This is a genomic window from Georgenia yuyongxinii, assembly GCF_006352065.1.
Taxonomy (GTDB): domain Bacteria; phylum Actinomycetota; class Actinomycetes; order Actinomycetales; family Actinomycetaceae; genus Georgenia; species Georgenia yuyongxinii.
In genome coordinates, this window is sequence record NZ_CP040915.1 from 3,902,311 (window position 1) to 3,915,490 (window position 13,180).

Below are 13,180 nucleotides of genomic sequence, written 5' to 3' on the forward strand. Positions count from 1 at the left end.
CCGTGGACCTGCTCGACTCGTACCGGGCCAACGGTCCCGGGCACGACGAGATGCTCCAGGCCACCGGCCCGGCCCGCGCCGCGTGGCAACAGCTCGCCGAGCAGGCCCGGCTGGGCCAGGGCGACAGGCTCGACGCCAGCCGCGGCGAGGTCATGCGGCTCCTGCAGGACGAGGGCGTGCTCACTACGGACCCCGCGCGCTCCTGGCAGCTTGACCCGCTGCCGGTGCTGATGGACGAACAGGAGTGGCACCGGCTGGATGCGGCCCTGCGGCAGCGGGCCGAGCTGTTCGACCAGGTACTCACCGACCTCTACGGCGAGCGGAGGCTGCTCACCACCGGGCTGCTCCCGCCCGAGGTGGTGCTCGGCCACCCGGGCTTCGTGCATGCCGCCGACCGCATCCGCCTGCCCGGCCCGCACCAGCTGTTCCACTGCGCCGTCGACCTCGCCCGCAACGCCGACGGCGCGTGGACGGTGCTCGCCGACCGCACCGACGTCCCGATCGGGCTCGGCTACGTCATGGCGGACCGCCGCGTGGTGTCGGAGGTGCTCGCCGGGCTGTACCGCGAGTCCCGCACCCGCCGGGTAGGCCCGTACTACCAGGCGCTGCGTGAGTCGTTGCAGGCGGTCGCCCCGCCCGGTGCCGAGGAGAGCCCACGAGTCGCCGTGCTGACGCCCGGACCGGGTGATCCGGCGACGTTCGACCACGGCTACCTCGCCGCGATGCTCGGCCTGCCGATCGTCGACAGCGGCGACCTGGTGGTCCAGGACGGGCGGGCCTGGGTGCGCTCCCTCGGCCGGCTCGAACCGGTCGACGTGCTGCTGCGCGGTGTCGCCGCCGCGGACGTGGACCCTCTGGAGCTGCGTGGCGGCTCGGGGCGGGGGACCCCGGGCCTGGTGCACGCAGCCCGCAGCGGCGCGCTGAGCATCGTCAACACCCTGGGGGTCGGCGTTCTGGAGAGCCCGGCTCTGCTCACCTACCTGCCCCGTCTGGCCCGGGCGCTGCGCGGGGAGGACCTGGCCATCCCCTCGGCCGTGACCTACTGGTGCGGCGACCGCTCGATGTGCTCGCACGTGATCGCCAACCTGGGCCGGCTCATCATCCGCCCCACCGCGGGGTCCGAGCGGCCGCTGCTGGGCTGGGCACTGACCTTGGACGAGCGCGCCGACCTGGCCGCCCGCATCGCCGAGCGGCCCGGGGCGTGGGTGGGGCAGGAGCCCGTGGAAGCCTCCACCACCCCGACGGTGCGCGACGGCTCGCTCGTCCCGCAGCCGACGGCGCTGCGGACCTTCGCGCTCGCCCGGCCCGAGGGGTACATGGTCATGAGCGGGGCGATGGCCCATGTCGGCCCCGTCCCGCAGGTGATGGTCGACGGAGAGCCCGGCACCGCGAAGGACGTCTGGGTGCTGGCCCCCGAGCCGGTCGCCGCGCCGGGTCTGCCGGCGGGGGGCACCCTGCCCGGTCGTCCGGCGGACGCCACGGTCTCGCCCCGCGCCGGCGAGGACCTCTTCCGGCTCGGCCGCCACACGGAGCAGGCCGAGTCGACCGTCCGGCTGCTGATGGCCGTGGCCGACCGCTGGGACGACTACGCCCGCACCCAGCCAGCCGCCGCCCAGGACGCGAGGCCCGCGGGCGCCGTCGGGCCCGAGAGTGCCGCCGGGCCCACGGGCGCCGTCGGGCCCGAGGACCACCTGTCCCTGGCCCGGGGCGACGCCGCGGGACATGCCGCGCTCGACGTGCTGGTGGCGGGGCTGCACCGCCTGACCGCCCACGCCCAGCTACCCTCGCTGGTCACGGACGAGTCCCTGCCCGGCTCGGCGGCGTGGGCCGTCGCACGGACGGCCGAGGATGCGGCCGGGGTGCGGGACAACCTGCCGCGCGACCTCTGGCGGGCGATCGCGAGCCTGCAGCGCACGGTGCGCGAGGAGGCCGCCCGGCAGCGGGGCGCGGACGGCACCCAGCTGGGACTGGCACCGGCCCTGTCCCGGTTGCTGGAGAGCCTGATGGCGCTCCAGGGCGGGTACGGCGAGTCCTTGGTCCGCGATGCCGGCTGGCGGCTCCTGGAGGCGGGCCGCCGGCTCGAGCGCGCCAGCCGCGTGGTCGCCACCCTCGCGGCCACGGTGGTCGAGCGCCACGACCCGGCCACCGAGGCGCTGGTGGCGGAGTCGGTTCTGGTCGCCAACGAGTCGGTCCTCACCTATCGCCGCCGGTTCCCTGCGGGCGGCCTGGCCGGGGTGCTGGAGCTCCTGCTGCTGGACGGGTCGAACCCACGTGCCGTGCGGTTCCAGCTCGACCAGCTCCGCCACCACCTCGGTGAGCTGCCCGCCGTCGGCCGCGCGCCGGCCTCGCGCGACCAGCTGCTCGACGAGGTCTTCGACCTGCTCACGGAGCTGCGCACCGACCGTGCCGCGGCGGAACGAGGCCACGGGGCGCGGGGGCATCTCGCGCAGACCCTGGAGTCGATCGGCTGGCGGCTGGACGAGCTGGCCAAGGAGATCGCGCGCGTGCACTTCTCGCGGCCCGTGCTCGCGCACTGGCCCGACGGGACGGGACGATGAGCCGCACACCGAGCCGCCGTGGCACCGGGCACGAGCGCAGCTATCGGCTCGTGCACCGCACCAGCTACACCTACCGCGCCGCGGTGACGACCTCCTACGGCCTGGCCATGCTGCTGCCGCGGGAGTGGTCCGGGCAGCGGGTCCACCAGGCGTCGCTGACGTTCCTCCCCGGTGCGGCGGAGACCGCCGAGCACCGCGACCTGCACGGCAACCGGGTGAGCTACTTCCAGATCACCGCCGAGCACACGTCCCTCGACGTGGTGGCGTCGTCCGTGGTGACCATCACCCGGCGTCCTCTGGACCTGGCGAACACGGTCCAGGTGCCCTGGGAACGGGCGGTGGCCTCGGTCAGCGGCATGCGCGCCACCGGGCAGGGCGAGCAGGGCGAAGGCCCCACCGCGGTGCTGGCCGTCGTGGAGTCCGCGTTGCCGTCGGAGCTCGTCCTGCCGGACGAGGCGGTGCGCGAGTACGCGATGCCGTCGTTCGGGCCCACCACCGCGCTGGTGCGGGTGGTGGCCGAGCTGGCCGGGCGCATCCACCGGGACGTGCCGGAAGCCCCGATCGGCGACGGGTCGGCTGGAGCCGGCAACGGTTTGGCCGGGGACGGCGGCGGGTCGGCTACGCCCTCCCACGTCCTCGCGCGCAGATTCGGCTCGTCCGCCGACCGCGCTCACCTGCTCGTCGCGAGCCTGCGGTCGATGGGTCTGGCGGCGCGGTACGTCGCCGGGTATGTCGCCCGCGGGGTCGACGTCGGGGGTGCGGACGGCCCCCACGACCGAGCGGACGGCCCCCACGACCGAGCGGACGGCCACCACGACGGTCCGGACGCCGCCACGGGAGGCTGCGTCCGCTCGTGGGCGGCCGTGTGGTTGCCCGGTGGTGGCTGGGTGCACGTCGATCCCACGGGCGCCCGGTTCATCGACAACCGGTACATCGTCCTGGGGTGGGGCCGCGACCAGGCAGACGTCCAGCCGTTGCGCGGGGTGGTCTACGGCGGGGACGCCGGCTCGCCCGCTGAGGAGCTCGAGCTGGAGGTCGTCCCCTCCCCCGCCTCGTGACATGTCGTGGAGGAGATGACATGTCGCCGAGGCGGTCGAGGAGATGGCATGTCGCGCGCTTAGGGTCGGGGGATGCAGACCGCCGCCCCCGCCCTCGTGGTCGCCGCCGCGATCGTCGACTCCCTCGAGCGCCCCACCCGGGCCCTGTGCGCGCAGCGCTCGGCACCCGCCGAGCTCGCGGGACGGTGGGAGCTGCCCGGCGGAAAGGTGGAGCCCGGCGAGTCGCCGGAGGTTGCGCTGCACCGTGAGCTCGCCGAGGAGCTGGGCGTGGAGGTCCGGCTCGGGGCCCGGCTCCTCGGACCCGAGGCGGGCGACTGGCCGATCCTCGCCAGGCGCACCATGCGGGTGTGGCTCGCCGAGCTCACCGCCGGCACGCCGGAGCCGCTCGCCGACCACTCCGCGCTGCGCTGGGTCGACAGCGACGCGCTGGAGGACCTCGACTGGCTGGACCCTGACCGGCCGATCGCCGTCGCCCTGCGCGAGGTCACCGCTAAGAGCATGCGCGGATAGAGGCAGACGGAGGTAGTAGGCCACGCAGCGCAGGACGACCTCGTCCCGGCTGGTCCGCAGCCCACCCGACGGATGCGCCTCGATCCGGCCAGAGCCACCAACGAAATGGCCGAGGTGGTCGTTTTTCCAGCCATCTTGGCCATTTCGTTCCAGCCCGACGGCGTGTCGATGTCTGTCATCGCGCACGCTCTTGTTGAACCCTGACGCCCCCGACCGCCGTGGCCACCGAGGTCGAATTGTGCGACAGGCGCGAGGGGTGGCGTCCCCCGTGCTGCTCGGAGCTCTGGGGCTCGGGAGCTGGATCTCCTGAGCTTCTAAGAGCGGCGAGACCTGCACTTCCCGACCGACACCTGCAGTTCCACCGGCAGGTCTCGGCGCAACCGGCAGGCCTCGGCGCAACCGGCAGGCCTTTGGGTACGCCGGCCCGCGCCGCCGGACCGGCGCCGACCGGGCTGCTGGCCCGCGCCGTTGTCCGAGGTGTCTCCCGACCGGTCCACGCCACCTGAAGTGCCGCCCTTGACGTGCGCCCACTAAAGGCCAGTAGCGGCCTTCGCTTCGCGGCGCGGCCCGGTCAGAGGGTGAACCGAACCAGCCTGCGCTGCAGCTCGTCGGCGGTGCCGTGGAGCGCGGAGGCGGCGTCGTCGAGCTGGTCGACGATGCCCGTCAGCGAGCTGGCCGACGCGGCCACGGCGATGATGTTCCCGGCGATCTCCCCCGAGCCCGTGGCGGCCTCGACCACGCCGCGGGACATCTCGTTGGTGGTGGAGGTCTGCTCCTCCACCGCCGAGGCGATGGTGAGCTGGTAGGTGTTGATCTGCCCGACGATCGCGGTGATCCGTCCGATCGCCTCGACGGCGGCGGCGGTGTCCTCCTGGATGGTCCGGATCCGGTCCGCGATGTGCCCCGTGGCGCGGGACGTCTCGCGCGCGAGCTCCTTGACCTCTCCGGCCACGACGGCGAACCCCTTGCCGGCGTCGCCGGCCCGGGCGGCCTCGATGCTCGCGTTGAGCGCCAGCAGGTTGGTCTGGTCGGCGACGGCGGAGATCACCTTGACGACGTCGCCGATCTCGGCGGAGGACTCACCGAGCTTCGCCACGATCGAGTTGGTGGCCGTGGCCACCTCGGTCGCCTCAGCCGCGACCTGGGCCGCGGCGGCGGCGTTGCGCGCGATCTCCTGGATCGAGGGCCCCATCTGCTCAGCACCGGCCGCGACGGCCTGGACGTTCGCCGAGACCTGTTCGGCCGCGACGGCCACCACACCGGCCTGCGTCGAGGTCTGCGCCGAGGCGTCCGAGAGCTGCTCGCCGCCGGCGGCCAGCTCGCCGGCCGCCATGGCGACCTGGTCCGACGCGGCGGTCACCTGGGCGACCAGCGCGCGCAGGCTCGCGGTGGCGGCGTCGAGGGAGGCGCCGGCCTGCCCGATCTCGTCGGTGAGCGCGAGGCCCACCCGGCTGGTCAGGTCGCCGTTGCCGATCGCGTCCGCCACGGCGCGGATCCGACCGATGCGTCGCACGATCGAACGGGTCGCGTTCACGGCGAGTGCCGCGGCCAGGAGGGCAGCGCCCGCCCCCACGCCGAGGAGGATCACCGTCGAGCGGCTCTGGGCGGCCTGCTGCTTCGCGTGGACGTCGTCGATGCGCGCGTAGGCGGCCTCCTGCATCCGATCCGCCAGTGCACGGACGGTCGCGGCGGACCCACCTACCTTGCCCTCGTTGATCGAGGTCACGGCCTTGTTGGTGCCCTCGTCGCTGTTCTCGCCGAGCCAGCGCTCCACCTGGTCGTGCATCCCGAAGAAAGAGTCCCAGGCCGGCCCCAGGTGTTCGACGAGCTCCGCCTCGGCGTCGGTGAGCTCGGCGGTGTCGATGCCGTCGAGCCAGGCATAGACCTCCACCTTGGCGTCCGCCATGCGCTGCTGGTTCGGCGTGCCGCGGTGCAGGCCGGCCCACGGCCCGAACTCCAGGACGTCCCCTACGACGCGACCCTGCCTCGCCGTGGCGTCGGCACTCTTGTACCGCGCCGTCTCGGCAAGCACGGCCACGCCGTGCGCGGCCCGCAGCTCCTCGCCGTACTGGCGCTGCTCGATGACGGAGACGATCCCGGTGCCCGCAGCCACGAGCACCAGGACGCCGACGCTCGCGAAGGCGAGCCCGAGCCGGCGGCCCACGCTCAGCCGGGGTGCGCCCGCGCGACCGGTCGTCGCCACCGCGCCCAGGCGGCGCCGTCGGCGGGGCACCGAGGTCCGGGGGGCAGGCGCCCCGGCCGGGCGGGCCCTGCGCCACCGCAGTGCCGGACGGGTGGGGGCCTGCGGCGACGGCCGCTCGAGACGTTCCGTCGCGCTCATGTCCCACCCTTCGTCGGTCTGGTGTGCGCCCTGCTTGGCGCACGGACCGCTGGGACGTCGACATCCGCAGGACACAACCCGTGCACGTCCCGCTCATCGGCGGTTCGGGCAGGGTTGTGAGGCGCGCCGGGCGATGTGAGTGCCGGTGGGGGTGGTGCGGGCCGCGGCAGGGTGGAGCCGGTCGTCAGATCTTGCCGTCGCACGAGAAGGGGCCGTACTCGAAACGGCCACCGCAGGTGTTCCCGAATTCCTCGTACTCCGAGTCGGCCGGCGACTGCCAGAAGAGGTCGTCGCACGCCGCGCCGTCGCCCGCCGTGCACCCGTCCCAGAACGCATCCAGCGCGGGATCGCTGCCGTAGCCGTCTACTGACGGGTCGAAGGTCGGCGCGAAGTCGTCCACGCGCGCGCTCACCAGCGCGGCGACGGCGATGACGCAGGCGACGATGACCGCGACCGCACCGACGATGATCCAGGGCAGCCACGACCGCTTCTTGGTCGGCTCCCACGGGGCCGCCCCGGCGTACGTGGACGTGCTCGGGGCGTAGCCGGCGACACCCGGCGCGAAGCCGGCGGCACCCGGGGCGTAGCCGGTCTCACCCGGGGCGTGGCCGGTGGCACCCGGGGCGGGGCCGGTGGCACCCGGGATGAAAGCAGGGCCGGTCTGGTACGGGTCGGCCGCCGCAGCGTGTACCGAGCCGGCCGTGTACGGGTTCGCTGGGGCGCTGTGGCCGTAGCCGGCACCGGTCGGCGCAACGAACGGACCACCGGCGGGCGGGTACGGAATCGGTGCCACGCCGGGGGCGCCGGTGCGTCGTGCGAGCGCAGCGTCCACAGCGACGTCACCGAGCCGCGCGAGATGGCCGAGCACGTCCGACGACGTCGCCGGATTGGTGGCGACAAGCGCGCGAAGGTCGGGGCGCTGCGCGGCGATCGCGGCGAGCAGCTCCGGCGGAGTGGCGGGGTTGCTGGCGTCATAGGCCGTGAGCTGCTCGGGCGCAGGCATGTCTGCCTCCAGGTCGTGGGGATCGATGAAATCTTAGGTCAGCCCGTCCGTATCGCCCCGATCGGTACGTCCTGAGTCGCGGCTTTCACGACGATTGGCCATCGTTAGTCAGCAAGTGGCATGATCTGTCGGTGCCCAAGATCATCGGAAACTCCCTGGCGGAACACCGCGAGCGCACGCGCAGCGCGCTGTTCGCGGCGCTGTCCCACCTGATGCGCGAGCGCGGCTTCGACGCCATCTCGCTCGCCGACATCGCCGCCACGGCGGGGATCGGGCGAACGGCCGTGTACAACCACTTCCCCGACAAGGAGTCCGTGCTCCTCGCCTTCATCGAGCATGAGACCTCTGCCTACGTCCGGGCACTGGAGCGCTCGCTCGGCGAGGTGGAGGACCCGGTGGAGCAGCTGCGTGTCTATGTCCGCCAGCAGCTCCAGCTCGAGCGGTCCTATCACTTCGCCCCGGGCCCGGACCTGCGCGAGGTCGTCTCCCGCGACGCCGCGGCGCACCTGCGGGCGCACGTGGGCCTCGTCGAGGACCTGCTGCGACAGATCCTCGCACGTGCCATCGCGACCGGCGACATCCCCGAGCAGCACCTCGACGCCGTCGTGCACCTGGTCCACGCGTGCCTGAGCGGGCGCAGCGTGCCGCGCGGCGAGCCCGCGCGCGGGGAGTTCATCGCCGCGACCGAGCTGTTCGTGCTGCGGGCCGTGGGTGCCCGGACGGCGTGGTCCGTGCGTGCCGCCGAGGTGGCCTGAGCGCGTGTCCAGCCCTTCCCGCACCCAGCCGGGCCGCGCACCGGGCGCGGTCGAGGGTGCCCGCGCACCCGTCCCTGCCGCGGGGGCCCGCGCCCCTCGGCGGCGCGATCCCGCGCGCACCCGCCAGGCGATCCTCGACGCCGCGGAGGAGGAGTTCTCCGAACGCGGCTTCCTGGGCGGGCGGGTGGACGCGATCGCCGAGCGCACCAGCATCACGAAGCGGATGATCTACTACTACTTCGGGGACAAGCAGGGCCTCTACCTCGCGGCGCTCGAGCAGGTCTACCGCGAGATGCGCCAGTCCGAGCGTGCGGTCCACCTCGACGACCTCGAGCCGGTCGAGGCGCTGCGCACATTCGTGCTCAGCACGATCGACTTCCAGGAGGCGCGGCCCTCCTTCGTCCGGATGGTCAGCTTCGAGAACACCCTGGGCGCCGAGAACATCGCCGGCATCGAGTCCCTCCGCGAGCTGAACGCGGGCCTGGTGGACTCCGTCGACCGGCTGCTGCGGCGGGGACGCACGGCTGGGGTGTTCCGGGACGGCCCGGACGCACCGGACGCGCTCGAGCTGCACCAGCTCATCAGCTCGCTGGCGTTCTACCGGGTATCGAACCGGGCGACGTTCCGGGAGATCTTCGACCACGACATGCTCGACCCCGCGCACGGCGAGACATTCCGCCGCCGAGCGGTCGCGCTGGTCGTGGACCACGTCCTCGTCCCCGGTACGGGCCGCCGGTCCTGAGGTCGGCGGGGTCGCCTCACCGTCCGACGGCGCCGGTCACCAGTTCTGCCCGTCGCCGGCGCCGCCTCCCGAGCGCTGCTCCTCGGCCTGCCGGTCCTGCTCCGCGCGGCGGTTACGTTCCTCGAGCTCCTGCTGGCGCGGGTCGGCGGGCGGTTCCTGGGCGCCACCCTGCGCGTCCGGAGCGTCCTGCTGCTCCTGCCCCGGCTGCGATTCCCCCGTCTGGGGCTGCTGCTCGGTCTCCTCGGCCTTGGCGCGCTGGCGCTGCTCGGTGCGGTCCGGACCCTCGGCCTGCTGGTCCGGTTCCGGCGGCGGCTGGTCGGCGGCGGACTCGCCGTCGGAGGTGCACGGGCCGATCGTGTCCATCGCCTCGCGGTAGTACGACCCCGCCATCACGGGGTCGTCGGCGGCGCGCGCGGCGTCGCCCATGGACTCCAGCGTCAGCGAGAGGTTGTTCCGGACGCGGCACTCCGGGGTGCCCGGGTCGGGCCGGCCGTCCGCGTCCGTGGTGCCCGCCGGGACGAGCCGGTGCGCCTCACGCAGGTCCTCCAGCGCCGCGAAGTGCTCGCCGCCGCGCTCGTGCGCCGTCCCGGAGTTGAACCACGCCTTCCACGGCTCGACGACCACCGCCGTGAAGGGCTGCTGGTGGGCGTAACGGGTGGCGGCCTCCCGCGGAGCACCGGCGTCGTAGGCGCTGCGGGCGTGGGCATTGCCCAGGGCCACGCCCAGCAGCACGGCGCCGGCAAGGAGCGCGAGGAGGACGGCGGGCGCGGACCATGCCAGCAGCCGTCGCCGTCGGCGCAGGTGCTCGGTCATGCCGGGATCCCACTGAGCCGACGCCACCGGGCGGCCTGGGCGAACGCCTCGGCCGCCACGAGCACGGCCAGCACGGCCGCCGCCGGCCACAGCACGTCGCGGTAGGTGCTCACGTCCCGGCGCCCGTCGGCGGCGAGCTCCTCGACGTCGATGCCGGCCACCAGATCCGCCACCGGCGTGGGGGCGATGCGGTGCGCGTACGGCACGCCCAGCGCGGCCGCCAGGCGGCGCAGGTTGGTCTCGTCGATCCGGGAGACGGCCGGCGGGGATCCGGGACTCGCCTCGTCGAGGATCCAGGGGGCGGCGGTGCCGGGCCCGGTGGACTCGGTGCCGTCGTAGGTACGCATGCGCCCGCCTGCGGTCGTGCCGTAGCCGAGCACGGCGCCGCCGTCAATGAGCCCGGCGAGCTCGGCGAACCCCGCGGTTCCGCCGGAGGGGTCGTCCGCGCCCGAGGTGTCCTCGCCGTCGGCGAGGACGAACACGAGCCGGACGTTGCCCGGGTTGCGTGTGGCGGCTCCCGCGAGCGCCTCGGCCAGCGCTTCCCGCGGGCGGTCGACGGCGGAGCCGGCCGAGAACCGGGTGATCTCCTGCCGCAGGGTCTCGGCCCAGGTGCGCACGGCGCGGGCGTCGGTGGTCAGCGGCAGCTGGCGGGAGGCCTGGGAGTCGAACCCGATGACGGAGTACCGGGCGCCCGGGAGGGCCTCGACCAGCGCGACGAGGTCGTGGCGCACCCCGGCGAGCCGGGGCTGGGCGCCGTCGTAGTCCTCGGCGGCCATGGAGCCGGTCCGGTCCACCACGAAGAAGACCTCCGCGTTGGTCTCCACCTGGGTGGTCTCGGCGGGGACGGCGGGGGCCAGGCCGATGACGAGGGTCGCGAGGACCATCGCCGCGCGGCGCAGCCAGCCCCCACCGCGGCCCTCGCTGCGCCGGGCACGCCACCAGCCCGCGACGCACAGGGCGAGCAACGGGCCGAGCACGAGGAGCAGCGCCCAGGCGGGCCACACCATGCGCAGGATCATGCGCGCAGCCTCCACATCGCCACGAGCAGGACAGCGAGCGCACCCACGAGCCAGCCGTACCAGCGGTCCGGCCGGTCGGTGACGACCACCTCGGGGGTGGCACCGAGGTCGACCGCCTGGTGCGCGTCGATGTCGGCGATGATGCCGTCGACGGCGCCCGGGTCGCCCGCCTCGAAGAACAGGCCGCCGGCGCTGGTGACCACCTGCTCCATCTCCGCCCGGGCCGCGTCGGAGCCGGCGTCGGTGAGCGAGGCGTACAGCCCGTGCACCGCGATCCCCAGCTCGGCGGCCAGCTGCCCAGCCTCGGGCAGGGTGTAGACCGACGGGCCCAGGACCAGGTTGTCGGTGGCCAGGATGATCGACCGGGCGCGTTGGGTATCGGCCTCGTCGAAGGCGAGCGCGCACGTGGCCAGACCGTCACCGACCAGGGAGGAGGCGTCGTCGTCGAGGGAGACGGTGCCGGCGAGGAACCCTTCCAGCCGGGCGAGCGCCTCGGCGTCGAACAGCCAGGTGTCGAGGTCGACGTCGAGGGCGCGGGCGGCGGCGTCTAGCTCGTCGGTGACCAAGGCGTAGTCGTCGGTGAGCGGGAAGACGGTGCGCGAGGTGTTGTTCCAGATGCTCAGGGCGATGCGCTCGCCCTCGAACGAGCCAACCAGCTCGGCGAAGGTGGCCACGATCTCGCTGTCCAGCTCGATCATCGACCCCGAGACGTCCAGGCAGAGCACGATGTCGCGGGTGGCCAGCACCTCGGCGCGCACGTCGCGGTCCACCGGCCGGGCGGTGAGCGCGGACGTCGCGACCGCCACCAGGGCGAGCGCCGCCGCGGCCAGGGCGAGCCCGCCGCGCAGCACCCGGAGCCGACGGCGGTACCCGGCCAGCGACGTCAGGTAGGCGGAGTTGGCCACCCACGTGGCGCGGGAGCGGCGGGCCGGGCGGCGCCACAGCCAGCCCGCCAGCGCGGCGACGGCGACCGCGGCGAGCACGAGCGGCACCACCCAGGCAGTCACCACGTCCCGATCACCTCCTTGGCCCGGGTGGTGGAGGTGGTCGCCTCGGCGTCGGAGTCGGGGGCGAAGCTGGGCTCCTCCCAGCGTGCGAGGAGGTGGCCCACGCGCCGGGTGGGATCGTGCCCGGCCACGTCGGCGCGGGTCCACGAGCGCACGTCCGTGCCAAGGCGCTCGGAGGCGAACTCGCGCATGGTGCGCCCGAGCTCGAGGTGGAGGCCGCGCAGGTCGAGGGCGCCGTCACGGTAGGCGGCGTGCAGGCTGTCCACCTGGGCGGTGTAGCGCGCCCGCAGCCCGGGTCCGGCGTGCTCCGGCTGGCGAGCGGGCCGCCGTCGGGGATCGGTGGACCGGTGCACCCATGCCAGCCAGCCGCCGACCGCTGCCAGCAGGAGCAGCCCGAGGACGGGCACCCACCAGCTGTACGCCTCGGGCGGCAGGAGGTCAGCGGCGGGCATGATGCTGCCTGCCCAGGTCAGCGGCGGGCATGACGCTGCCTGCCGAGCAGGTCGACCAGGCCGTCGACGACGTCGTCCTCACTGGTGACCACCGCGTGGCCGATGCCCAGGCGCCGCAGCCGGGCGGCCACCGCGGCTTGCCGCTCCTTCGTCGCCGCGAGCGCCTCGGCGTGCAGGGCGGGGTCGTCACGCAGGTACGCGGGCAGCGGCGCGGCGCCGTCGACGTCGGCGGTCGCGCCGATCCCGCGCATGGTGGGCAGCGCGTCGGCGACGGCAATGACCATCACCTCGTGGCGTGCGCGGAGCCGGCGCAGGGCGTCCTCGTCGGCCGCCTCCGGCCGGGCCTCGTCGGTCAGGACGACCACCAGGGAGCGCCGGGTCAGGGTGAGCACCCGCTCGAGCACGCGGCCCAGGTCCGACGGCGGCGCGTCGAGGGTGAGCGCACCCTCGACCAGGCGCAGCAGGGTCTCCAGGTGAGCCGTGCCGCCGCGGCCGGGCATCTGGACCATCCGGCCGGCGTCCCCGGCCACCAGGGCGACGAGGTCGCCGCGCGCCCGGGCCAGGTAGGCGACGACGTCCGCCGCGAAGAGCGCGACGGCGGCCTTGGGCTCGCCCGAGCGGGCGGTGGTGGCCATGCTGCGGCCGGTGTCCACGGCCAGCACCATCGCCAGGTTCGACTCGCGGACGAACCGGCGGATGATCGGGTGGCCGGCGCGGGCGGAGGACTTCCAGTCGATGTCCTTGACGTCGTCGCCGGGGCGGTACTCGACCTGGTCGTCGAAGTCCTGGCCGTGCCCGGTAAAGATGGATCGGTGCCGGCCCTCGAGCAGGCCGGCCGCACGGCGCACGGTGGGCAGGTCCAGACGGGCCCGGACGTTGGCGAGGCGGGAGGCGGAGTCCACGGCGTCGTCGTCTCGCGAGA

General features: G+C 74.3%; 12 protein-coding genes. 5 read left to right on the top strand and 7 right to left on the bottom strand.

Annotated features, from left to right (window positions below; translation table 11 throughout):
• The first annotated feature begins 2 nt into the window (after positions 1-2).
• The 3 genes from FE374_RS17775 to FE374_RS17785 all read left to right on the top strand — a co-directional run bounded on the left by FE374_RS17775 (position 3) and on the right by FE374_RS17785 (position 4,126).
• Positions 3-2,558, top strand: a complete 2,556-nt coding sequence (locus tag FE374_RS17775; protein ID WP_139930722.1) for a circularly permuted type 2 ATP-grasp protein — start codon at positions 3-5, stop codon at positions 2,556-2,558.
• On the top strand, positions 2,555-3,616 hold the full coding sequence (locus FE374_RS17780; protein WP_139930724.1) for a transglutaminase family protein: 1,062 nt from the start codon (positions 2,555-2,557) through the stop codon (positions 3,614-3,616). The genes FE374_RS17775 and FE374_RS17780 overlap by 4 nt, the downstream gene beginning before the upstream one ends.
• A 72-nt stretch (positions 3,617-3,688) precedes the next feature.
• Positions 3,689-4,126 (top strand): (deoxy)nucleoside triphosphate pyrophosphohydrolase, encoded by a 438-nt coding sequence (locus FE374_RS17785; protein ID WP_139930726.1) that lies wholly within the window; start codon positions 3,689-3,691, stop codon positions 4,124-4,126.
• A 571-nt stretch (positions 4,127-4,697) separates the two neighbouring features.
• Here the strand turns inward: FE374_RS17785 and FE374_RS19990 are convergent.
• Together FE374_RS19990 and FE374_RS17795 are read right to left on the bottom strand one after the other, a co-directional pair.
• Positions 4,698-6,467, bottom strand: coding sequence for a methyl-accepting chemotaxis protein (locus tag FE374_RS19990; RefSeq protein WP_230978381.1), 1,770 nt, complete (start codon positions 6,465-6,467; stop codon positions 4,698-4,700).
• A 184-nt stretch (positions 6,468-6,651) separates the two neighbouring features.
• Positions 6,652-7,470 (bottom strand): variant leucine-rich repeat-containing protein, encoded by an 819-nt coding sequence (locus FE374_RS17795; protein ID WP_139930728.1) that lies wholly within the window; start codon positions 7,468-7,470, stop codon positions 6,652-6,654.
• 131 nt (positions 7,471-7,601) lie between these two features.
• On the opposite strand from FE374_RS17795, the gene FE374_RS17800 reads away from it, so the two are divergent.
• Both FE374_RS17800 and FE374_RS17805 read left to right on the top strand, forming a co-directional pair.
• Positions 7,602-8,225, top strand: coding sequence for a TetR/AcrR family transcriptional regulator (locus FE374_RS17800; protein ID WP_139930730.1), 624 nt, complete (start codon positions 7,602-7,604; stop codon positions 8,223-8,225).
• A 4-nt stretch (positions 8,226-8,229) separates the two neighbouring features.
• The gene (locus tag FE374_RS17805; RefSeq protein WP_139930732.1) at positions 8,230-8,967 is read left to right on the top strand and encodes a TetR family transcriptional regulator; all 738 of its coding nucleotides are present in this window, start codon (positions 8,230-8,232) and stop codon (positions 8,965-8,967) included.
• Between the two features lie 36 nt (positions 8,968-9,003).
• Here FE374_RS17805 and FE374_RS17810 read toward each other — a convergent pair whose 3' ends face one another.
• From FE374_RS17810 to FE374_RS17830, 5 genes are read right to left on the bottom strand one after another with little or no spacing between them, the layout of a single operon-like run.
• Positions 9,004-9,780, bottom strand: a complete 777-nt coding sequence (locus FE374_RS17810; RefSeq protein ID WP_139930734.1) for a hypothetical protein — start codon at positions 9,778-9,780, stop codon at positions 9,004-9,006.
• Complete coding sequence (locus FE374_RS17815) at positions 9,777-10,799, bottom strand: VWA domain-containing protein (protein WP_139930736.1); 1,023 nt, start codon at positions 10,797-10,799, stop codon at positions 9,777-9,779. The genes FE374_RS17810 and FE374_RS17815 overlap by 4 nt, the downstream gene beginning before the upstream one ends.
• Complete coding sequence (locus FE374_RS19300) at positions 10,796-11,809, bottom strand: vWA domain-containing protein (protein WP_168205737.1); 1,014 nt, start codon at positions 11,807-11,809, stop codon at positions 10,796-10,798. Before FE374_RS19300 ends, FE374_RS17815 begins: the two co-directional genes overlap by 4 nt.
• Positions 11,803-12,258: a hypothetical protein gene (locus tag FE374_RS17825; RefSeq protein WP_139930739.1), complete on the bottom strand. Its 456-nt coding sequence runs from the start codon at positions 12,256-12,258 to the stop codon at positions 11,803-11,805. Before FE374_RS17825 ends, FE374_RS19300 begins: the two co-directional genes overlap by 7 nt.
• Before the next feature lie 17 nt (positions 12,259-12,275).
• Positions 12,276-13,160, bottom strand: a complete 885-nt coding sequence (locus FE374_RS17830; protein WP_139930741.1) for a DUF58 domain-containing protein — start codon at positions 13,158-13,160, stop codon at positions 12,276-12,278.
• Positions 13,161-13,180 lie beyond the last annotated feature (20 nt).

What these genes read in the sequence shown, in the direction of transcription:
- FE374_RS17780 (WP_139930724.1), top strand. Translation starts at nt 2,555, where the DNA reads ATGAGCCGCACACCGAGCCGCCGTGGCACCGGGCACGAGCGCAGCTAT.
- FE374_RS17785 (WP_139930726.1), top strand. Translation starts at nt 3,689, where the DNA reads ATGCAGACCGCCGCCCCCGCCCTCGTGGTCGCCGCCGCGATCGTCGAC.
- FE374_RS19990 (WP_230978381.1), bottom strand. Translation starts at nt 6,467, where the DNA reads ATGAGCGCGACGGAACGTCTCGAGCGGCCGTCGCCGCAGGCCCCCACC.
- FE374_RS17795 (WP_139930728.1), bottom strand. Translation starts at nt 7,470, where the DNA reads ATGCCTGCGCCCGAGCAGCTCACGGCCTATGACGCCAGCAACCCCGCC.
- FE374_RS17810 (WP_139930734.1), bottom strand. Translation starts at nt 9,780, where the DNA reads ATGACCGAGCACCTGCGCCGACGGCGACGGCTGCTGGCATGGTCCGCG.
- FE374_RS17815 (WP_139930736.1), bottom strand. Translation starts at nt 10,799, where the DNA reads ATGATCCTGCGCATGGTGTGGCCCGCCTGGGCGCTGCTCCTCGTGCTC.
- FE374_RS17825 (WP_139930739.1), bottom strand. Translation starts at nt 12,258, where the DNA reads ATGCCCGCCGCTGACCTCCTGCCGCCCGAGGCGTACAGCTGGTGGGTG.